Raw genomic sequence first — 17,910 nt, 5'->3', positions numbered from 1 at the left:
TTTGCCTCCACCTCACAGTCCGGGAAGCAAGGTCTAGTTTCTAGTCTCTAGACGGCCCCGCAAGGGCCTGACGAGGCTTCCCCTTCGCGCGTCTACGCGGCCAGCGCCTTCTGTCCCCTCAGCATCCGCTCCCGCACCTCGTCGAACTCCACCGGTTCCACCTCCTCCTGCACGTACCGCCCACCCGCGTAGGCGTGGAGGGACGACCGGGTCACCAGGGCCACCGGGCCCTTCCAGATCCGGTTCAGGTTCCGAAGGGTCGGCCGGATCCAGTCCTGGCGCAGGGTGCGGCCGTCGTCCCGGTGGTAGAGGAGCAGCCCTCCGTCCCGGAACTCGGTGTCCACCACGTAGATCCGCGGCCGGTAGAAGTGCACGTAGAACCGGAGCATCTCCTGCCGCACGGCCTCGGGGTCGAGCCACACCCATCGGTCGTCGGCCCGGTGGGCGTCGGCCGGCCGGATGCCCATCCGCTCGGCCAGGGGTCGGGGGATGCGGTTGAGGTGCAGGGCCTCCACCGCCTCCTTGGTCAGGTACCGCCGCAGGAACTCGGCATCGGTGGTGGTTCGGACGATCCGGCCCATGGCCTCGATCGGGTCGACGGGCGAGGGGCGGTCCCACGCCTCTCTCCTCTCCAGGTCCGTCTCCTCATGGTACTCCAGGGTGAGCCGGCCGTGCCGGAGGTCCTCCTCGATCCGGCACCACAGGTTGTAGCCCACGTGGTAGGGGTTTCGTTGGAAGTAGGGCCGCGGCGCGCACACCCCAGAGAACACCCGGGCGTACTCGATGACCCCGGGGATCATCCGCTCGCGGAACAGCTCGAGCATGATCTTCTTTTCCCAGTACATGGCCCACCCCTCGTTCATGATCTGGGTGCGCATCACGAACTCCTGGGGGGCGCGGGTCTCGTACAGATAGTCCAGCACCCGGCGCTCGGCCGGGCTCAACGGGGCGTAGAGCCGCAGGAACCCCAACACGTCCTGGCAGGGGGCCCGCAGCACGTACCCCCGCCGGCCCAGGGCCTGCTGACGGCGGCGCACCCGGATCTCGCGTTCGAACGGAGGCTCCTCGGCCGGGTGAAGGAGCTCGGTGAGCGTGTCGAACACCGGCAGGATCGGCCTCGGCCCCGGGGGGGGCTCACCGCCCGCCACGCCGGGGGAGGGGTGGGACTCGGTTTCCACCGTGCGGTCCAGGTTGTACTGGGAACGGGGGGCGGCCAGGCTGGTGGCCGACTCGCACGCGTTCCAAAACTCCACGTAGTCCTTCTGACCCATCTGCTGCCGGGCCAACTCCACCTTGCGCACCAGGTGCAGGACCCGCTCGGTGCGGTCGGGCTGGGCGTCCCGGAGCACGTTCAGAAGCGAGAACTCGCAGTGGCCCACCACGTGCGCCATGACCGAGGCCTGGATCACCGGGGAGTTGGCGCTGTTCAGGTAGGCGTAGGCCGGGTCGCCCGTCTGGACCACCTCGTAGTACAGGGTGGTCTCCTCGCCGGTCTCGATCCGGTGGCGGCGGTGGGCCATCCGCTTGCCCTCCCACAGGTTCAGGGGGCTCGCGGGGTACACGTTCTTCTCGAGCAGGGCGGCGAACTCCAGCCCGTCCAGCAGGAAGAACCGGATCTCCGGCACGGTGCGGCCCAGGCCCCGGGCGATCTCCATCACCCGGTCCACCAGGCGGGACAGCAGGGGGTCGGTGCGCACGCTACGCACGGGGGGTCTCCCCGAACAAAGTCTGGATCGTGGCCACGGTCTGTTTCTTGTCCTTGATCTGGGCCAGCCGGATCACCGGGTCGGCCGGGAAGGCTTTCTCCACCTCGCGGTTCAGGTAGCTGAACCGGCTGGGCTTCACCTCCACCAGGCCCACCCGGTTGAACAGCGGCTTCAGGGTCTCGTCCAGCACGGCCACGATGTGGGAGGCGTCGTCCTCGAACAGCTCGCCGTCGCCGAAGTAGAAGGCATAGAAGTTGGTGGAGCCCACGTCGTACTCGTTCACCGCCACCTGGCCCACCAGCTCGAACACCGGCGCGGCGCGGGTGCCCCCGGCGGTGCCCACCCGGTAGAACGCGTCGGGGTCCACCTCGTAGGCCTCCACGTCGTGGACGAAGAACCGGTGGTCCACGTTGCCCGTGCCGTAGTTGAAGTCGAGCCAGTGGTGGATGAACCCCACCAGCCGCTTCTCCATCTCGAGCCGCTCGCCCCAGGTCGAGTAGGAGATGTCGCCCATGTAGAACACCACGGCCTTGAACCGCGGCCGCTCCACCCGCTGGGGCACCCGGTAGCGCCGGTCGCGGCGGCGGAACTGAACCTCGAACTTTCCCGCGGCCGGGTCGTAGAGCCCGAGCCCGATGCTGGAGCGCAGGGCCCGGCGGAACGTGCGGCGCTTGTCCAGGATCACGCCCACCGGCCCGAAGGTCCGGAAGGTGTACGACAGCTCCTTGATCCGGCCCTGGCCGGTCTTCGTGAGGTTCGGCAGGCCCAGCTTCCGGGCCACCAGCTCCATGAACCGCTCGTAGGGAAGGCTGAATCGCAACCGATCCTTCTCGCGACCCGGCCCGGTGCCACGGCCGCCGGCGCCCGCGCCCTCGTCGTCGTACACGAAGGTCGGGGGCACGATGTCGTCCATCTCGATCACGATGTCCGACCCCGCGTCCCCCAGGCGGTCCAGGTCGCCCTCGTTGACGATGTGCTCCACCAGGTCCTCGAGCTGGTTCTCGATGAAGTCGTTGAACAGGCCCTCGGACTCGTTGGACTCGATGACGTCTTCGGCCATGGGCAGCCTCGGGTCACTCCGCAATGCTCGAAGCGTTCGCCGTGATCGTGAGGGCCTGGTACGCGCACTTGCCGCAGTACCCCAGCCGGTCCATCAGGTAGCGCACCGTGGCGTCCAGCTCCTCCTGCTCCTTCGAGTGGACCCCGGCCGCGCTCGACCCGCTCTTGATCCAGCCCAGCAGCTTCACGTTCTCGGTGGCCTTGAACTCGTTCTCGAACACGTACCGCCGAATGGCGCTCTGGTACGAGGGCTCGTCGGACAGCAGCACCTGGTAGCCGACGCTGGCGATCGCGTCGGAGAGTTCCTTGCGGAACACCTCCTTGTCCGGGATGCCCAGGTACTGCTCGATGGCCTGCATGAACTTCTCGTCGGGCTGCACGTCGGCCTGGGTCACCTCGTGCTTCACGGTGGTGTTGTGAACGTAGGCACGCACGTGATCCGTATAGCGCTTCCAGGTGGTCTCCACCACGGTCTCGTCCCGGAGCACGGCGGTGTACACGTCGCTGGCGATCTGGGCGAAAATCCACCGCTTGGCCTGGGGCAGCACCTTCTCCACGTAGTGGCGCAGCCGGGTCTTGTTGGACGCGAAGGTCTCCTTGATCGAGTTCTCCATGCGCAGGTACAGGTCCAGGGGGGTCACGCAGGGGTTCCGGAGGGCGATGGAGGTGAGCAGGGCCGGCTCTCCCTCCTCCTCCCGGAGCCGCCGCAGGTTCGCCTGGTACTCGTTGATCTGGAAGTGCTCGGTGCGCTCGAACACGTTCTGGATGAACCGGGGGTCGAGCCCGAACGTGCCCTCGGACGGCCGCACGTACTCGAACTCCTCCAGGATCGTCCGGGCCATGTTGTTGTCCACCCCGCTGTCGGCCCGGCCCGCGTAGATCAGGGCCTTCTGCAGCAGGGTGAGGTTCGGGTTCTGCTTCGACTCGTACAGCCGGGTCATCACGGCCACCAGGCTCAGGAACTCCAGGCTGTGGGGCGCCGTGTGGGCCACGAACTTCTTCTCCGGGGACCACCCCCGGCGCTCGTTGGAGTAGGTGTAGGCGTAGATCCGCTCCTCGTCCTTGAAGTGCACCGACAGCGGCATCTCGATGAAGGTGGTCCGGGACCGCAGGGCCTCGAACGCCTCGTTGGCCAGGAACATGTTGTACTCGTGAAAGTTCGTGTGGCCGATGATCACCCCGTTGAACGGGATCGGGGGCTGACCCTCGGGCTTGAAGAACCGGTCCTGGGTGGCGAACAGCAGCTCGTACAGGAACCGGTCGGACAGCTTCAGGATCTCGTGGATCTCCACGAACCCGTTGGCGCCCACGCACAGCTCCCCCTTGTAGTCGTGGACCAGCGGGTGGGACTCGCTGCCGAACCGGGGCAGCAGGCTGTAGTCGATGTTGCCCACCAGCGATCCGGCCTCCTGGCTCTTCTCGTCCCGGGGGGTGTAGGACCCGATGCCGGTCTTGGTGCGGGCGTCGTAGATCATGCGGCGCACCTTCAGGTAGGGCAGGAGGGCCCCGAAGCTGAGCCCCTTGGCCCGCATGAACTCCCGCAGCACGTGGTCGGTGTACGGGGACACCAGCCCGTCGATCTCCACCCGGAACACCCCGTCGTAGTGGGGGTGCTTCTCGAAAAAGGCGTCCATGTCCTCGGGGTCGAGGGTGCTGTTGAGCTCCCGGAGGAACATGGGCCGCAGGGTAGGGGGCACCACCTGGAGGGGCCGCTCGTAGATCGGGGCCTGCAGGTACCAGATGCCGTCCTCCTCGAACAGGGCCTTCTCCCGGAGGCGCTCGTCCACGGTGGGCAGAAGGAGCGTGTAGGTCTTGCCGTCGTCGGTGCGGGAGTAGGCATTCAGGGCGGTCTTGATCCCGTCCATCGACCGGGACTTGGCCGCCCCCGGGGGGCCGAGCAGGATCCACAGGCGCTTGGCGGCCTCCAGGCCCCGGCTCGCGTTGGAGATCTTCTCCACCAGGTTTTCCTTGGCCTTCTGCTGGCCGAACACCGCGAACGGGCCCACCAGGGACTCGTCCTCGAAGAACGCGTAGCGGTGCCGGATCGGCTTGCCCGGGATCACCTGGTACTCCACGCCCGAGCTCAGAAGCATGTCGTGGAGGATCTGGAACGTGTTTCGGGTGACCCAGGGCTCCCGCCGCACCAGATCGAGGTACTCGGGGAACGAAAGGATCTCCTCGTCGGGTGTCCGGGTGCCGGCCCGGTCCAGCAGGGTCTGCAGCTTCTCCCACATGTCGTTCCTCCGTCTCGCCGCGGGCGGGGAGGTCCCGAAACCCGCAGCGCGTACTGGTTCGTCGAGTCAGCGCCCCCCGGTCCGCCGCAGCAACCGGAGAATGTCGCGGCCCATGGCCTCCTCCAGCCCCACCGTGAACCCCCGGTACACGGCCTCCACGGTGCCGTCGGGCCTGAGCAGGAAGCTCGCCGGCGTGAACGTGACCCCGAAGGCGTTGGCCAGGGTGAGGTCCGGGTCCCAGGCGAACCGGAACGGCAGGTCGTAGTCGCGGATGTACCCCTCGAAGTCCCTGGCCTTCATGTCCACGAACACGCCCACCACCCCGAACCGGCCGATCTCTGCCCTCAGTTTCTTGATCGCCAACATCTCCCGAACACATGAGCGGCATGCGGTCTGGAGGAACACCACCAGCACCGGCCGGCCCGGGGCCACCTCGTCGAGGGCGCGGACCTCGCCGCCGGGGATCTCCGCGAACCGGAACCGGGGCGCAGGCTCCCCCTCGCGCAGCATCCGCTCGGTTCCCACCCCGGCCCCGCCCGATCCGGCGAAGGCCAGCACCAGGAACGGCAACAGTCCCAGACGTACGAAGATCCCAGGGCGAGGCCTCATCGGAGATTCTCCTTTGTACTTCCATGGATACCACGCCACCGGGCCCCCGCAAGGGGGGGCGGACCCCCTGGCGCCAAACCGCTTGACCGGGCCCGGCCGGGTCAGTAGAATGCGCGTCTTCGCGGGTCGGAGAGGTGGCCGAGAGGCTGAAGGCGCTGGTTTGCTAAACCAGTGTAGGGTTCCCCCCTACCGAGGGTTCGAATCCCTCCCTCTCCGCCAGTGCTTTTCCGGGAACAACGGAGAGGTGACCGAGCTGGCCGAAGGTGCACGACTGGAAATCGTGTGTACCCCACAAGGGTACCGGGGGTTCGAATCCCCCCCTCTCCGCCACTCCCTCTTCCGTTCCTGCTTCTGAGGAGTTGGTCATGAGGACGCGGATCGTAGTGGCGGTCGCACTCGCCGGGGCCCTGGCTCTCGGCGCCTGTTCCAAGAGCGAGGAGCCAGCCCCCAAGGCGGAGGCGCCGGCCCAGAAGGTGGAGCCGTCCGCGTCCCACGAGGCCCAGCCCGGGGGCACCGGGTCCATGGGGGCGGCGCCGGTTAAGCGCCAGGTGGTGGTGCCCGACGACGTGAAGGCCGCGTGGAAGGCCGTGGTCCTGACGGTCACGGACAAGAAGGAGAACAAGAGCGAGGACGTCACCATCGGAATCGGCCAGACCGCCACCGTGGGCGGGCTCGAGATCACCGTGGAGACGTTCCTGCCGGCGTTCACCATGGGCGGCGGGGTGATCACCTCCAAGTCCAACGACACGGAGAACCCGGCGGCCCGGTTGGTGATCAAGGAGAACGGCCAGGAGGTGTTCTCCGGGTGGCTGTTCAGCATGTACCCCGAGGCCCACGCCTTCGAGCACGAGCGCTACGCCATCCTGCTCAAGGACTTCGTGAAGGCGGAGTAAACAACCGTATAAGCAATTTGCGCGCGTAGCTCAGTTGGATAGAGCGGCGGACTACGGATCCGCAGGTCAGGGGTTCGAATCCTCTCGCGCGCACCAGTAAAAACAAGGGGTTACGGCCTGGAGCCGTAATCCCTTGTCTCTTTTTTATCCCATCTTTATCCCCAACCCGCCTATTTCGCACCTCGCACCCATCTGGGGACGAGCCAGGGCTGAGAGGATTTTCCTCCGTACCCCTGGCTCCCAGACATCAAATCCTCCGTACCTGCAACCAAGCTTCACCACTGGCTTTTTCGCTTTCATACGGACGATCCGGAGGATTCAGACCTTTACCGCATAATTCACCCCTATATAGCTGCCACTGTAGAAGATAAATACACCAACCCTCCAAAGGTCCGTAACCCTCCGTACGGCAGGGGCTCGAGGCATCACGGGTCCTCCTGGAGGCTTCCGCAGTACGGTTACGCGCAGCGCGGTGTTTGGCTACGGGTGGGGTCTGAAACGGCGTGGAAAAATGGAATTGGCTGTGATCTCGGGCGGTTGCGGTTCGTATCACTGGGGGCGCGCCGTGAGTTAGGGTTTCGGTGCGAGTTCTGGCTTTTTGGCGTCAAGGTTCAGTCTAGGCAAACTCTTAGGATTAGGCTGGGGTTGGCTTGCGCACGGCGGTGAGGGACCAGATGAAGGCGATGAACCAGCCGATCACGGTCCAGCCGGCCAAGAGGTTGAGGAAGAAGATCGCCAGGAAATCGTGGTGGCCTCTCGCCCGTGCAATGACAGCCGGGAACAGGTAGAACACGACGGAGGCCACCGCTCCGGCGAGCCCAACCCAGAGAGGGTCTTGAGTTTTTTCTCTACTTGCAGGCCGCCAGGAGCTCGGGACCGTTTTCGGCGTTTCGGATGAAGGCTCTGGCCTGCTGTAAGCCAGGTAGTCGGCAGCTACCCAACCTTCTAGGCCGTCGGAGGTGCGCCCGGGGACCCATGTAAATCCTTTCGTGACAGTCGCATCATCGAGAGCCACATAGACCCTCGTGCCCCTCTGGAGAGTGCCGAGGATAGGTGCACTCGTCGAGGGGTATTCCCTCACCCGGAGTGCCGTGGTGGTGTACATCGTCTCAGGGTAGCCGATGGAGCGGGCCAAGACTGGTGACGAGAGCGCAGTGAAGAGGATGATGCTACCCAGGATGTTTTTTCGCCCTACTCCTAAGGAAATCATTCATCACTCTTAGGGCACCACGCCTTGCCGAGCACCTTCCTCTTGCCGTTCTCTCGCAGGAAGACGCCGTAATCGAGCACACGGACCACCCCGCCGTAGATCCCGTAATCCGCCAGCGTGAGACATAAATACTGGGCATAACCGACTTGGGATGAACCGTCGTCCCACACACCCACGATGAGTGAAGGCAGGCTTTCGCTGCGACTGGCCCAGGCTGCATCTTTTACCTTTGGCTCTGCCTTCACGGCCTGGAGCGCATCGTCAAAGCGGTCAGCTTTTGCCGGTATAACCCCGAGAAAAGCAGCGGCAAAGATAATGACAGAAGCCAACAGGAGAGATCGTTGCCACAACATTTCGCCCCTCCTACTAATATACTCTCCACCCTAGCCGCTCGATTGCGTCCTCGATCGTGCGCTTACTCTGCCTCCCTCGCCCCCCACCGCCCTTGCAGAGCCTGAGTCCTTGTGCTCGCGCTTGGCAACAGACTGTAGTAAGTCCAGCGCGAGCTCCTGCCCCTCCTCCGTGAGCGATCGATAGATCCTGAGTACCTGCCGTTCTCTCTCGTCGAGCTCATATCCATACGGGTGCGGAGCTTCGCCGACGGAAAGGATCTGCCTCTCTGCCGGTGTTGGTTCACACTCCTCCTTACCAAGAAGCCAAGCAACACTCCGCCCAGCCGCTCGTGCGATACCCAGGGCCACGAGAGATGATGGTTCGTGCTCCAAGTCCTTCAGGCTCATCAGGGTTGTATACCGCACGCCGGCCATTCTAGCGAATTCCGCAAAGGACCCCCCGAATTTTTCGGCCGCTACGAGTTCAAGCCTGCCTTTAAGTCCCGGAATTTTTTGGCGTTTTTGGCGTGGCATCAAAAATCCGAATTTTCGTAGTCCTCCCCCTTGACGCGCTACGAAGTATCGTATACGCTGTCTCGCGGTAGGACTGGGATACGATTCTTCGTAGTGGTCAAACCGTCCCAATCAAGGACTATACCATGAAACCAGCAGAAATCTACGGGCACATGATGATCCATGGGGTCTCCGCGTCTCGGATCGCGCGGGAGGAGGGGGTGGACCCCTCGCTCGTGACCAAGGCGATCCGGGGCGAGCGCCGCGGGCCGGCGGCCCGGAGGGTGCTCCGCCGGATAGCCCGGGAGATCGGGGTGGATCCGGCCGAGCTGGGCGTGGCCGACGAGGATCCCCCGCAGGCCGCGCAGGCGGGAGGGTAGCGGCCCGGGGCCGGCGGGGCGTGGCAGCGCCCCGCCGGGTGCCACCAGCCTAGCACGACAGGCGGAGGTGGGCTGCCGAATCGGCGGCCCAGGATTCGGAAGGAGGTCATCGTGGGAACGTATCCATCGGAGAATACGCAAGGTTTCGCCAGCCTGCTGTACGTGGCCTTCATCATTGAGAAGCGCTACCGGGTGGACGAGGTGGCGCCGTTGCTCGATGTCTCCCCCAGCACGCTCTACGACTACATCCGCGGCAAGCGGATCTTCCCCCCTGACCTGATCGCACCCCTCTACCTGGCCACGCGCGACCGGCGGTTCCTGGCGTTCTTCTTGGACGAGTGCGGGGTGACGTTCTGCGAGCTCCCCGAGGCCGAGGCGCGCCTCGACGAGGCGGTGCTGGCCGAGGCGATCCGCGCGCAGGAGGAGTTCGTGGACGTGCTCCGGGTCACGCGCGAGGCCCTGATGGACGACGGCCGGGTGGACCGCCGGGAGCTTGCCCAGATCGAGCGCGAGTATTCGGAAGCCCAGTCGGAGCTGGCGCGGCTCATGGCCACGGTGCGGGCCGCCTCACGGCGGCGGGGAGGGGCGCGATGAGCCAGGTGATTCCGTTCAGCTACGGCGAACAGGCGGTGCGCACGGTGGTGGACCGGGAAACCTGCGAGCTGTGGTTCGTGGCGAAGGACGTGTGCGACGCGCTTGGAATCAAAAATCACAGGGATGCGGTGTCGAGGCTGGACGAAGACGAGCGAGAGGGGGTCGGAATTACCGACCCCCTTGGGGGACAGCAAGTGGCCACTGCCGTCAACGAGTCCGGCCTGTACGCCCTGATCTTCCGCTCCCGCAAGCCGGCGGCGCGGCGGTTCCGTAAGTGGGTGACGTCGGAGGTGTTGCCGGCGATCCGGCGCACGGGGCGGTACGAGGTGGACGGGCTGCGGCGGAAAGGGGCCCTTGCGGAGCTCGCGCGCGAGTTCCGAGGGGCCCTTTCGCTTGCCCGGGCGGCGGGGCTGCAGGGGGCCGCGGCGGTGCAGCGGGCCAACCGGGTGGTGCGCGAGCTCCACGGGGTGGACTGCCTGGAGCTTCTGGGCCAGCCCGACGGCCTGGCGCCGGAGCCATCGGAGGTGGCGCGGTTCGTGGAGGAGTGCTGCGAGCGCGACCCGGCCGCTGTGTGCGGGGCCACCGAGCTGTTCACGGCCTACCGGGCCTGGGCAGGGGAGGAGGCCTGGAGCCAGGCCAGGTTCGGCCGGGCGATGACCGCGCTCGGATTCGGCCGGGTCAAGTCGGCGGTGGGCGGCCGGGTGATCTACCGGGGCCTTCGGCCCAAGGGGCTTCACATGGTGGAGGGGTAGGGGATGGATCCGGAGCGGATCGAGGCGTTGATGGAGCGGTTCGAGCGGGCGGTGGAGGCGGCGGAGCGGCGGGCTCGGGTGGCGGGCAAGCGCCTTCTGACCACACGAGAAGCCGTGGAGCTGGGGTTGTTGCCATCGGCCAGCACGGCGGCTCGGTGGCGGATGGAGGGGATCGGGCCGCCGTACCGCAAGAAGTACGGGGTGGTGCTCTACGACCCCGAAGAGGTCAAAGCCTGGTGGGACCACAACCGGGTGCTCACGATCGACGAGGTCCGGCAGAGGGCCGGGGGAGGTGGGCGATGAGGCACGAGCAGGCGCGGGAGATGGCGGGGGCCCTGGGGTGGGCCGCCGGGGTGCTGGAGTACCACGTGAGCCGAGGCGGAGGGGTGCCGCAGGACGCGGCCGAGCGGCTGCTGGAGCAGCTGCGGGACAAGGCGGCCCGGGCCGGGCTGGACCTGAGCCCCCGGCTCCGGCGGGAGACCCGGCGATGACGCGCCGGGAGTGGGCGCTGGCGATCGTGGGCGGCATGCTCGGTGCCGCCGCCCTCTACCTGTACTTCCTGGCCTTCCTCTGCCTGGGGGTGGCCCTTGGGTTCTGAGAGAGCGGCTCCCCGCCGAGCCCGGGCGGGAGGAGTTTTCCTCCTTTCGCCTCCCGCCCGGGTCTTTTTCGGCGTGTGGGCCCCTGGGGAGCCGTGGCACATGACCACGGCCTTGTACGACCCGGCCGCGGAGACGTGGCGCGACGCATACCGCCGCGTGGTGGCGGTGTGGGAGCGGGAGCTCGGGAGGCAGGCATGTGGAGCGTAAGCTGGCTCGGCATCGCGGTGATCGTGGCCTGGATCGCCTGGGAGATCTACCGGGCGCCGGCCGTGGACGAGGACAACTGCCCCGTGCCGCTGCTGCTGGAGCACGGCCGCTGCCCGGGGCCCTGCCGGCTGCCGCCGCCGTGCACCGAGGACTGCGAGGCGTGAGCCATGGACCCGGCGGCGGATCTGGCGGCGTGGCTGCGGGAGCACGCGATCGAGTGCCAGCGGTACCGGGCGTTGATCAGCCCGAGCGCGTGCCGGCAGCACCAGGTGATGGCGCCGGACGCGTGCCACAAGTGCCCCCGCCGCACCGAGCCGGATCCGGGGCGCCGGACGAGGTTCCGGGTGCGCAGCGCCCGGAGGGATCGGGCCCGGGAGATCCGGGAGGAGGAGAGGACGATGGGCGGACGAGGGAAGACGGTCACGTGCCGCGACTGCGGCCAGCAGGCCCGGAACCAGGGCAGCGGGCTTTGCCCCAAGTGCTACAGCAAGCACAAGCGGGCCGGGACGCTGGATCGGTTCGGGATGATGGGCGTCCCACAGGACGAGACGGAGCTGGTGCGGGCGCTGCGCCACGAGCTGGACGGGGCCCGTCGGCAGGCGGAGGAGCTCCGGGCCGAGGTGGAGGGGCTGCGCGAGGAGGCGCAGGCCTCGGCCCAGCGGGTGGCGGAGCTGGAGGCCGAGCTGGATCGGCTGCGTGCCGGGGGCGGCGACACGCAGCCGGAGCCCGACGATACCCGGCGGCTCACGCTGGAGTTCCACACCGAGCGCGACCGGCGGGTGATGATGGCTCTGCACCAGGTCGCGCAGTTCGCGCGGCGCACCCCAGAGGCCCAGGCGATCCACGTGCTGGAAGAGGTGCTCCCGCAGATACTCCATCATCTGGAGAACGGCCATGCAGATTGATGTGGATGAGCTGATCCGGGTGCTGGAGAAGGCGGCGGCCTATGCGGAGACGGAGGAGGGGCAGCGCCAGGTTCGGGCGATGATGACCGCAACGGACGATGTGGACCAGCACCTGGAGGTTCTCAGGTTTCTGAGTGCGGCCCTTTCGCATCGGCCGGAGGAGCACTGACATGCAGATCAGGGTTGAAGCTCGGCGGTTGGTGCGGGTGCTCAAGGCCATCATGCCCGTGGCGGAGGGGTATCCGCAGGACCACGACCCGGTGGAGCTGCGGGTGGAGGCCGGCGCGCTGTGGGTGCGCGCGTCGGACACGCGCACCCACGTGGAGGCCCGGCTCGACGGCGCGGGACCGGTGCAGGGCGCGGTGACGGTGTCGGCCCGGGCCCTGCTGGCGGCGGTGCGCAGCGAGCCCGAGGCCGTGGAGCTGCGGCAAAACGGCTCGCTGCTTGAGGTGACCGGCCACAGGTACCAGGCGTGCCTTGGAAACCTGGGAGAGGGCCTGGTGCCGGACCCCCCACAGGTGGCCCTGCCGCGCGATACGAACCTGGCCGCCCTGCGGCTGGCGGTGGAGCGGGTGCGGCACGCGGTGAGCCGCGACATCACGCGGCCGGTGCTGCGGTGCGTGCACCTTGTGCCGGTGGACGGGGGCGTGCTGGCCGAGGTCACCGACAGCCACCGGGCCGCGTGGAGCCGGGCCGAGTGCCCCCACTGGCCCAGGGAGGTGCTGCTGGAGGCCGAGCACCTGCTGCCGGCCCTGCCCCCTGGTGAGGGCCAGATCGCCGCGGACGACGACCGGGTGCTCATCGTCCACGCCGACGAGACGGCCGCATGGCGCTGGGTGCTGCGGCAACGGGACGGGGTGTTCCCGGACGTGTCGTCAGTGGCCCCGCGGACGGTGCACACCTTGCGGGTGTCGGCGGCCGAGCTGCTGGAGCGGACCCGGCAGGTGCTGCCGTTCGCGCCGGCCGACGTGGCCCTGGTGCGGCTGCGGTCGGTGCCCGGCTCGGGCGAGCTGGTCATCACATCCGGCCCGGGGCTGGCCGCGCCGGGCTCGGCCACGGCCTCGGTGGGGTGCTCGCACAGCGGCGACGACGAGATCGAGTGGGGCTGGAACGCCAAGTACGCCGTTCAGGCGTGCGAGGCGGCCGGGGACGTGGAGATCACGCTCACCATCCAGGACCCCCTGGCCCCGATCCTGCTGCGCACGGACGCCCTGCCCGGGTGGGGCGAGATCATCATGCCGGTGAGGCTGGAATAAGGAGGAGACCATGAACTTCGAAGCGCTGACTCTGGAAACCGTGGGCGACGGTGAGTTGCAGGCCATCTTCGAGGCATCCGTCCAGGAGGTGCTGCGCGACATCGAGGACGAGGCCAAGGTGCGCACCGCCACCCGCACCATCACCCTCACCATTCAGATCACGCCGCACGAGCGCGACAACGCCGTGGACATCGTCGTCTCGGGCAACACAAAGCTCGCCAAGCGCGTGGCCGTGCGCACCCTGGGCGTGATCGACGACCGGGGCAAGCTGCTGCAGTACCGCGACCGGCAGGAGTCCCTGCCCTTCGCCGACAACGTCGAGCCGTTCCCCGCAGAGAAGGAGGAGACCCAATGAGCTGGCTCAAGCAAGGACTCGAGTATCTGTTCCAGCAGGCCACCGCCGCCACCCGGCCCACCGTGGTCGAGACATGCGGCCGCACCTACTTGTTTCAGCCGGAGACCGGCAAGTACTGCGAGGTGAAGCCCCTCGACGCTCCCGACATGACCCACGCCTTCGGCACCGTGGCCGCGCTGGTGGAGTACCTGAGGGAATGGGCCAAACCTGAGGCCGCCACCGTCATCGTGTCGCCGAGGGGGATCTGCGCGCACATGGACGAGACATCGGCTCACCGCCGCGACATCGTCACCGTGCCCTTTTTCGATGCCGACCTGCCCCCCGAACGACCCCTCTCCCACGAGGATCTGCTGCTCTACCTCGACCGCCACACCGGCAAGATCGAGGACGAGGACGCGATCCGGGCGGTGCTCTCGGTGGTGCACGCCGTGGAGGGCAAGGACCTCGTCACCCGCGACACGGGCGCGTCCACGCGGATCGAGATCAAGGCCGCCCGCGGGGTGCAGGCCAGGGACGTCAAGGACCGCCCGGTGGACCTGCCCAAGTACATCACCATCACGCTGCGCATCGGCACCCGCGAGTACGAGGAGCCCCACCGGTTCCGCCTGGTGGCCGGCGTGGCCGACGGTGTGCCGCGGTTCCGCCTGATCCACCTCGACCGCGACGGCGCCGTGGACCGGTTCCTCCAGCGCTGCATCCAGGACCTGCGCACCGGCCTGGGCGACGGCTGGCACGTGTACCAGGGCGCGTGAGCGGCACCCCATGACCTGGCCCAACCGCGACCCCGACTCCGGACGCCGGCGCACGGGGCCGGGGTGTGGGGGGTGCGGGTATCTGGGGTGGGGGCCGGGGATGGCGGTGCGGTGCCGCCACCCCGATCGGCCGTGCTGGATGACCACGGGGCTGTGGGAGAGGGGGTGCGAGAGGCGGGTGGAGTTCGGCACGCCGCTCGACCCCATGCCGCTGAGCCTGGCCGAGCACTGCTGCCGGGTGGCTGAACTTCAACACAACAGGAGGACACATCATGTCACGAGCAACGACAGTACTGGCGACGATCAAGGGGTTCCAGGGCATACCGCTGCTCATGCACAACGCTCGCCTGAGTAACCCTCTGGACCCGCTGGTCAAGAAGATCAAGGGGTACACGGCAAAGCGGAAGAAGACGGACAGCGACATCGCCGAGATCATGCGGCTGGAGTACCTGGGCGGCCTGTACTGGGACGAACAGAAGGGCCCATACATCCCGTCCACATGGATCGAGGGGGCGATCCGCGACGGGGCCAAGCGCAACCGGCTGGGCAAGGCCGTAACCGCAGGGGTGATCTGCATGGCCGATGCGCCGCTCGAATACGACGGGCCTAGGGATCCGGACGCGTTGTACGCGGACCAGCGGTTCGTGTCGAGGATGATGGTCATGGTGCAGCGCAACCGCACGCTGCGCACGCGCCCGATGTTCCCGGAGTGGAGGGCTACGTTCGAGCTGCAGATCTTCTCCGACGTCATCGACGTGTCCGTGGTCCACAACGCCCTCATGGAGGCCGGGCTCTACGTCGGCATCGGGGAGTACCGCCCGAAGTACGGGCGGTTCGAAGTGATCGAGTGGGCCCAATGACCGGCTTGAAGAAGCACCCCACATGGAAGGAGGTCGTCGAGGCGGTTCTCCGCGACTCCGCCGAGAGCCCAGGCAGGTTCTACTCGGACGACGAGCTCTCCGAGATGCTGGAGCTACCCGCGGGCACCGATGAGTTCACCTTCTCCATGCTGGCGGCCAAGAAGGTACTGCTCAGGAAGCACAACATCGTCATCTACAGGCCATACCGGGCCGGTGGCTACAAGATCGCCACCGACGAGGAGCGGGTCCGCGTGGTGACCGACCAGCTCGAGGCCAGAGCACGCAATGCCATGATCAACGGCATCCTCACTTTGCTCACGGTCAGCCGCGAGGAGCTGGACGAAGAGGATGCGCGGCTGCTCGACTCGAAGATGCTGCGCTTCGGCCACACGCTGCTCGCGAACTCACCGACTCGGGCCAAGAAGCTCTTGGGGCTCACCATAACGGTGACGAACACCACCCCGAAGGCCCTGCCTGGGCTGCAGAATCTGGACGACGAAGGCGAGTAGCCAAACGCTAACCAGGGCGCGGCATGGCTGGGCAAGGTCTGGTTGGGCATGGCATGGCCGGGATTGGCATGGCATGGCGGGGCGCGGCTTGGCCGGGCATGGCCAGGCGTGGCAGGGCCAGGCGAGGCGAGGCGTGTCAAGGCAGGGCAGTGGCTTTCCCTGGTTGGGCCCACGATCAACCAGGGACCAATCGAGCGCGGCTTGGCCAGGCAAGGCGAGGCATGGCGAGGCAGGGCTTGGCCAGGCGAGGCATGGCGTGGCGGGGCGAGGCAAGGCAGGGCAGTGGCTTTCCCGGGTTGGGCCCACGATCAACCCGGGACCTTTGGAGGAGGTGGTGTGATGGTAGCGATGCCCCCGCTGTGGATGTTTCGCATACCGAGGACGGTATGGCGGAAAGGCAGTGTCAAACGTCGGCTGGGCTATACCAGCAAGAAGCCCGTCCCCAAGGCAAAGAAGAAGCGATTGCGGAAGATCGCCGCACGGTCGCGGCGGATCAACCGGGGGAGGAGGTGAGGGATGGATGCGCGATCGATTGAGCTGATCTGCCGGACGGTCGGGTTCCTTGGGTTGTTGGCGCTCTTCGGATGGATCGCATGGCTGTACTTCACGAAATACCTGAGCAAGTGAGCCGCGCCGAGCGGGTGCTCATCGCCGACGAGTTCCCCCGGCGGTACATCGTGGTGGAGCTAGTCAGGTATGGGGACGGGTGGCGGTACGGGTATCACGTATCGTTCGGCGGCTGTGGGGTAGGCGCCGGGGGCCGGATCAGGCCGGCCCATGAGAGGGACCCGGCCTACCCGTCGCGGGACGCGGCGCTGAGGGCGGCCCGGGCCGCGGTTCGGCGCGAGCTAGAGGATGCATTGCGCCCGACCTGGCGAGAGATGAGCCCGGATGCGCGCCGCGCGATCGAGGAACTGCTGCGGCTCGTGCCGGACCGGGAGCAACTGAGCCTGTTCGAGGAGGTGGCGTGATGCGATGCCGGTACTGGGGTGAGGGGACGAGGTGCCGGGCCGAGGCGGAGGTGAGATTGCATGACCCTATGGGTCGGAGCGTGCCGGGCGGGGTGTACTGCCTGCGCCACGGGTCCGAGATCGCCAAGGAGTACAAGGAGAAGTTGGGGGAGCTGTGGACGCTGCGGGACCTGCCGCGGAGGGAGACGGCGTGATGGACGGAGACCGGATGGATCTTCGGACCTGCCTGGAGCGGAGCCTGGATGCATACCTCGACAAGCTGCGGGAGCGGGTGATCGCCCTGGAGATGAAGTTCGGGTGCTGCGCCAGCTTCCACGAGGGGTACGGGCTGCTGATGGAGGAGACGGCGGAGCTCCTGGACGAGATCCGGGCCCGCGAGCCGATCCGGCGGAGGGTGGAGGAGGAGGCCCTGGACGTGGCCACGGTGGCCCTGCGGGTGGCCATGCGGGCCCGGGCGGAGATCCTCGACCTGGTTCAGCACGGCGAGGGGTGGGAGCCGTACGTGTACACGTCGGGCTACATGCACCCGGTGGGCCCGGTGGCCGCGGAGCCGGTGGTCCGGATCCGGTGCGAGGGGCCCAATGCCGGGCAGGACGTGGCGGTGGACACGGTATGCGAGGCATGCCGTTACAACGGCGAGTGCCCGGCCCTGACCGCGCACTACCAGACGGCCGCCGGGAAGGAGCGCAGAACATGATCGGGATTGCGTGGGTGTCGGGGTGCCTGGCGTGCAAGGCGCCGCCCCGGGGCGGGCGGCCGGCGCACGGGGAGGTGCGGGTGAGCAGGGAGGAGGTGGACGCGATGCGGCAGGAGATCCGGGAGCTGCACACCGTGATGGACCGGCTCCACGTGCGGCTCGTGGAGTTGGAGGTCGCGGTGACCTCGATGGACGAGCGGGTGGAGGGGCTTGAGATCCAGGGCGTGGCCTCGCGGGTGCACCCGGAGACCCAGTCCCGGGCATCGGGCTGGGACGATGCGATCCGGACGGCGGTGGCGCTGCTTCGGTGCGCGAAAGAGGCGGAAGCGGCCAACGGGAATCAGAAGGCGATGCTGGCCCTACACCACGCGGCACACATGATCGAGAGGCTGGCTGTGAGTTCAGTGACGGGTGATCGGTGACGTGTGATTGGGGGAACTTCGGTGACGGGTGGGGAGGGCCGTGACGGGTGGGGAAGGCCGTGACGGGTGATCGGTGATCGGTGACGGACGATTCA

25 protein-coding genes, 3 tRNA genes and 1 pseudogene are annotated in these 17,910 nt (G+C 67.3%); 21 read left to right on the top strand and 8 right to left on the bottom strand.

Annotated features, from left to right (window positions below):
* Nucleotides 1-92 precede the first annotated feature (92 nt).
* From DEFCA_RS0106925 to DEFCA_RS0106910, 4 genes are all read right to left on the bottom strand, one after another.
* A complete protein-coding gene (locus DEFCA_RS0106925) occupies nucleotides 93-1,706 on the bottom strand; it encodes a SpoVR family protein (protein ID WP_025322298.1) in 1,614 nt (537 codons plus the stop codon).
* Nucleotides 1,699-2,766, bottom strand: a complete 1,068-nt coding sequence (locus tag DEFCA_RS0106920; RefSeq protein ID WP_025322297.1) for a DUF444 family protein — start codon at nucleotides 2,764-2,766, stop codon at nucleotides 1,699-1,701. Before DEFCA_RS0106920 ends, DEFCA_RS0106925 begins: the two co-directional genes overlap by 8 nt.
* Before the next feature lie 13 nt (nucleotides 2,767-2,779).
* Nucleotides 2,780-4,999 carry a serine protein kinase gene (locus DEFCA_RS0106915; RefSeq protein ID WP_025322296.1) on the bottom strand — a complete coding sequence of 740 codons (2,220 nt, stop codon included), beginning with the start codon at nucleotides 4,997-4,999 and terminating at the stop codon, nucleotides 2,780-2,782.
* A gap of 66 nt (nucleotides 5,000-5,065) precedes the next feature.
* Complete coding sequence (locus tag DEFCA_RS0106910; protein WP_025322295.1) at nucleotides 5,066-5,608, bottom strand: TlpA family protein disulfide reductase; 543 nt, start codon at nucleotides 5,606-5,608, stop codon at nucleotides 5,066-5,068.
* A gap of 128 nt (nucleotides 5,609-5,736) precedes the next feature.
* Here DEFCA_RS0106910 and DEFCA_RS0106905 point away from each other — a divergent pair.
* The 4 genes from DEFCA_RS0106905 (at nucleotide 5,737) to DEFCA_RS0106890 (ending at nucleotide 6,597) form a co-directional block, all read left to right on the top strand.
* A tRNA-Ser gene (locus DEFCA_RS0106905) sits at nucleotides 5,737-5,827 on the top strand.
* A 19-nt stretch (nucleotides 5,828-5,846) separates the two neighbouring features.
* Nucleotides 5,847-5,938: transfer RNA gene (locus tag DEFCA_RS0106900), tRNA-Ser, on the top strand.
* Between the two features lie 35 nt (nucleotides 5,939-5,973).
* Complete coding sequence (locus tag DEFCA_RS0106895; protein ID WP_029733703.1) at nucleotides 5,974-6,501, top strand: DUF2155 domain-containing protein; 528 nt, start codon at nucleotides 5,974-5,976, stop codon at nucleotides 6,499-6,501.
* Nucleotides 6,502-6,520: 19 nt separating this feature from the next.
* A tRNA-Arg gene (locus DEFCA_RS0106890) sits at nucleotides 6,521-6,597 on the top strand.
* 538 nt (nucleotides 6,598-7,135) lie between these two features.
* On the opposite strand, the gene DEFCA_RS23075 is transcribed toward DEFCA_RS0106890, so the two are convergent.
* The 4 genes and pseudogenes from DEFCA_RS23075 to DEFCA_RS22165 form a co-directional block, all read right to left on the bottom strand.
* On the bottom strand, nucleotides 7,136-7,294 hold the full coding sequence (locus tag DEFCA_RS23075) for a superinfection immunity protein (RefSeq protein WP_245693445.1): 159 nt from the start codon (nucleotides 7,292-7,294) through the stop codon (nucleotides 7,136-7,138).
* Nucleotides 7,295-7,432: 138 nt separating this feature from the next.
* Nucleotides 7,433-7,606: pseudogene (locus DEFCA_RS24685) on the bottom strand (SH3 domain-containing protein); the annotation flags it as partial.
* A gap of 101 nt (nucleotides 7,607-7,707) precedes the next feature.
* The gene (locus tag DEFCA_RS22170) at nucleotides 7,708-8,064 is read right to left on the bottom strand and encodes a hypothetical protein (RefSeq protein ID WP_025322292.1); all 357 of its coding nucleotides are present in this window, start codon (nucleotides 8,062-8,064) and stop codon (nucleotides 7,708-7,710) included.
* Nucleotides 8,065-8,094: 30 nt separating this feature from the next.
* Nucleotides 8,095-8,478 carry a hypothetical protein gene (locus DEFCA_RS22165; RefSeq protein WP_169709487.1) on the bottom strand — a complete coding sequence of 128 codons (384 nt, stop codon included), beginning with the start codon at nucleotides 8,476-8,478 and terminating at the stop codon, nucleotides 8,095-8,097.
* Between the two features lie 224 nt (nucleotides 8,479-8,702).
* Between DEFCA_RS22165 and DEFCA_RS0106875 the strand changes: the two genes are divergently transcribed.
* The 17 genes from DEFCA_RS0106875 (at nucleotide 8,703) to DEFCA_RS0106780 (ending at nucleotide 17,815) form a co-directional block, all read left to right on the top strand.
* Entirely contained in the window at nucleotides 8,703-8,936 is a 234-nt protein-coding gene (locus tag DEFCA_RS0106875; protein WP_169709486.1) for a helix-turn-helix transcriptional regulator, read from the top strand.
* Between the two features lie 111 nt (nucleotides 8,937-9,047).
* Nucleotides 9,048-9,530 (top strand): phage regulatory CII family protein, encoded by a 483-nt coding sequence (locus DEFCA_RS0106870; protein WP_025322290.1) that lies wholly within the window; start codon nucleotides 9,048-9,050, stop codon nucleotides 9,528-9,530.
* Nucleotides 9,527-10,282, top strand: a complete 756-nt coding sequence (locus DEFCA_RS23070) for a BRO-N domain-containing protein (protein ID WP_025322289.1) — start codon at nucleotides 9,527-9,529, stop codon at nucleotides 10,280-10,282. The genes DEFCA_RS0106870 and DEFCA_RS23070 overlap by 4 nt, the downstream gene beginning before the upstream one ends.
* A 3-nt stretch (nucleotides 10,283-10,285) precedes the next feature.
* Complete coding sequence (locus DEFCA_RS0106860; protein ID WP_025322288.1) at nucleotides 10,286-10,585, top strand: hypothetical protein; 300 nt, start codon at nucleotides 10,286-10,288, stop codon at nucleotides 10,583-10,585.
* Complete coding sequence (locus DEFCA_RS0106855) at nucleotides 10,582-10,773, top strand: hypothetical protein (RefSeq protein WP_025322287.1); 192 nt, start codon at nucleotides 10,582-10,584, stop codon at nucleotides 10,771-10,773. Before DEFCA_RS0106860 ends, DEFCA_RS0106855 begins: the two co-directional genes overlap by 4 nt.
* A gap of 302 nt (nucleotides 10,774-11,075) precedes the next feature.
* Nucleotides 11,076-11,252 carry a hypothetical protein gene (locus DEFCA_RS22160; RefSeq protein ID WP_169709485.1) on the top strand — a complete coding sequence of 59 codons (177 nt, stop codon included), beginning with the start codon at nucleotides 11,076-11,078 and terminating at the stop codon, nucleotides 11,250-11,252.
* Nucleotides 11,253-11,255: 3 nt separating this feature from the next.
* Nucleotides 11,256-11,993 carry a hypothetical protein gene (locus DEFCA_RS0106835; RefSeq protein WP_025322286.1) on the top strand — a complete coding sequence of 246 codons (738 nt, stop codon included), beginning with the start codon at nucleotides 11,256-11,258 and terminating at the stop codon, nucleotides 11,991-11,993.
* The gene (locus DEFCA_RS0106830; protein WP_025322285.1) at nucleotides 11,983-12,162 is read left to right on the top strand and encodes a hypothetical protein; all 180 of its coding nucleotides are present in this window, start codon (nucleotides 11,983-11,985) and stop codon (nucleotides 12,160-12,162) included. The genes DEFCA_RS0106835 and DEFCA_RS0106830 overlap by 11 nt, the downstream gene beginning before the upstream one ends.
* 1 nt (nucleotide 12,163) lies before the next feature.
* Nucleotides 12,164-13,249, top strand: a complete 1,086-nt coding sequence (locus tag DEFCA_RS0106825; protein WP_025322284.1) for a beta clamp domain-containing protein — start codon at nucleotides 12,164-12,166, stop codon at nucleotides 13,247-13,249.
* 10 nt (nucleotides 13,250-13,259) lie between these two features.
* Nucleotides 13,260-13,604, top strand: coding sequence for a hypothetical protein (locus tag DEFCA_RS0106820; protein WP_025322283.1), 345 nt, complete (start codon nucleotides 13,260-13,262; stop codon nucleotides 13,602-13,604).
* A complete protein-coding gene (locus DEFCA_RS0106815; protein WP_025322282.1) occupies nucleotides 13,601-14,356 on the top strand; it encodes a hypothetical protein in 756 nt (251 codons plus the stop codon). The genes DEFCA_RS0106820 and DEFCA_RS0106815 overlap by 4 nt, the downstream gene beginning before the upstream one ends.
* Nucleotides 14,357-14,628: 272 nt before the next feature.
* Complete coding sequence (locus tag DEFCA_RS0106810) at nucleotides 14,629-15,216, top strand: hypothetical protein (RefSeq protein ID WP_025322281.1); 588 nt, start codon at nucleotides 14,629-14,631, stop codon at nucleotides 15,214-15,216.
* A complete protein-coding gene (locus tag DEFCA_RS0106805) occupies nucleotides 15,213-15,725 on the top strand; it encodes a hypothetical protein (protein WP_025322280.1) in 513 nt (170 codons plus the stop codon). Before DEFCA_RS0106810 ends, DEFCA_RS0106805 begins: the two co-directional genes overlap by 4 nt.
* Nucleotides 15,726-16,348: 623 nt before the next feature.
* Nucleotides 16,349-16,696, top strand: coding sequence for a hypothetical protein (locus DEFCA_RS0106795; protein WP_025322279.1), 348 nt, complete (start codon nucleotides 16,349-16,351; stop codon nucleotides 16,694-16,696).
* Nucleotides 16,697-16,752: 56 nt separating this feature from the next.
* Complete coding sequence (locus DEFCA_RS0106790) at nucleotides 16,753-16,890, top strand: hypothetical protein (protein ID WP_169709484.1); 138 nt, start codon at nucleotides 16,753-16,755, stop codon at nucleotides 16,888-16,890.
* Nucleotides 16,891-16,904: 14 nt separating this feature from the next.
* Nucleotides 16,905-17,393 carry a hypothetical protein gene (locus DEFCA_RS0106785; RefSeq protein ID WP_169709483.1) on the top strand — a complete coding sequence of 163 codons (489 nt, stop codon included), beginning with the start codon at nucleotides 16,905-16,907 and terminating at the stop codon, nucleotides 17,391-17,393.
* On the top strand, nucleotides 17,390-17,815 hold the full coding sequence (locus tag DEFCA_RS0106780) for a hypothetical protein (RefSeq protein WP_025322276.1): 426 nt from the start codon (nucleotides 17,390-17,392) through the stop codon (nucleotides 17,813-17,815). Before DEFCA_RS0106785 ends, DEFCA_RS0106780 begins: the two co-directional genes overlap by 4 nt.
* Nucleotides 17,816-17,910: the final 95 nt, after the last annotated feature.

The organism is Deferrisoma camini S3R1, assembly GCF_000526155.1.
Taxonomy (GTDB): Bacteria; Desulfobacterota; Deferrisomatia; order Deferrisomatales; family Deferrisomataceae; genus Deferrisoma; species Deferrisoma camini.
Note: the sequence above shows the minus strand (reverse complement) of the source record. Positions and strands in the feature narration are given on the sequence as shown.

Coding starts and splice junctions, on each gene's coding strand:
- DEFCA_RS22170 (WP_025322292.1), bottom strand. CDS start 8,064: ATGTTGTGGCAACGATCTCTCCTGTTGGCTTCTGTCATTATCTTTGCC.
- DEFCA_RS0106825 (WP_025322284.1), top strand. CDS start 12,164: ATGCAGATCAGGGTTGAAGCTCGGCGGTTGGTGCGGGTGCTCAAGGCC.
- DEFCA_RS0106830 (WP_025322285.1), top strand. CDS start 11,983: ATGCAGATTGATGTGGATGAGCTGATCCGGGTGCTGGAGAAGGCGGCG.
- DEFCA_RS0106875 (WP_169709486.1), top strand. CDS start 8,703: ATGAAACCAGCAGAAATCTACGGGCACATGATGATCCATGGGGTCTCC.
- DEFCA_RS0106855 (WP_025322287.1), top strand. CDS start 10,582: ATGAGGCACGAGCAGGCGCGGGAGATGGCGGGGGCCCTGGGGTGGGCC.
- DEFCA_RS0106805 (WP_025322280.1), top strand. CDS start 15,213: ATGACCGGCTTGAAGAAGCACCCCACATGGAAGGAGGTCGTCGAGGCG.
- DEFCA_RS0106780 (WP_025322276.1), top strand. CDS start 17,390: ATGATCGGGATTGCGTGGGTGTCGGGGTGCCTGGCGTGCAAGGCGCCG.
- DEFCA_RS0106785 (WP_169709483.1), top strand. CDS start 16,905: ATGGATCTTCGGACCTGCCTGGAGCGGAGCCTGGATGCATACCTCGAC.
- DEFCA_RS0106820 (WP_025322283.1), top strand. CDS start 13,260: ATGAACTTCGAAGCGCTGACTCTGGAAACCGTGGGCGACGGTGAGTTG.
- DEFCA_RS22165 (WP_169709487.1), bottom strand. CDS start 8,478: ATGGCCGGCGTGCGGTATACAACCCTGATGAGCCTGAAGGACTTGGAG.
- DEFCA_RS0106895 (WP_029733703.1), top strand. CDS start 5,974: ATGAGGACGCGGATCGTAGTGGCGGTCGCACTCGCCGGGGCCCTGGCT.
- DEFCA_RS0106915 (WP_025322296.1), bottom strand. CDS start 4,999: ATGTGGGAGAAGCTGCAGACCCTGCTGGACCGGGCCGGCACCCGGACA.
- DEFCA_RS0106920 (WP_025322297.1), bottom strand. CDS start 2,766: ATGGCCGAAGACGTCATCGAGTCCAACGAGTCCGAGGGCCTGTTCAAC.
- DEFCA_RS22160 (WP_169709485.1), top strand. CDS start 11,076: ATGTGGAGCGTAAGCTGGCTCGGCATCGCGGTGATCGTGGCCTGGATC.
- DEFCA_RS0106815 (WP_025322282.1), top strand. CDS start 13,601: ATGAGCTGGCTCAAGCAAGGACTCGAGTATCTGTTCCAGCAGGCCACC.
- DEFCA_RS0106810 (WP_025322281.1), top strand. CDS start 14,629: ATGTCACGAGCAACGACAGTACTGGCGACGATCAAGGGGTTCCAGGGC.
- DEFCA_RS0106860 (WP_025322288.1), top strand. CDS start 10,286: ATGGATCCGGAGCGGATCGAGGCGTTGATGGAGCGGTTCGAGCGGGCG.
- DEFCA_RS23070 (WP_025322289.1), top strand. CDS start 9,527: ATGAGCCAGGTGATTCCGTTCAGCTACGGCGAACAGGCGGTGCGCACG.
- DEFCA_RS0106910 (WP_025322295.1), bottom strand. CDS start 5,608: ATGAGGCCTCGCCCTGGGATCTTCGTACGTCTGGGACTGTTGCCGTTC.
- DEFCA_RS0106835 (WP_025322286.1), top strand. CDS start 11,256: ATGGACCCGGCGGCGGATCTGGCGGCGTGGCTGCGGGAGCACGCGATC.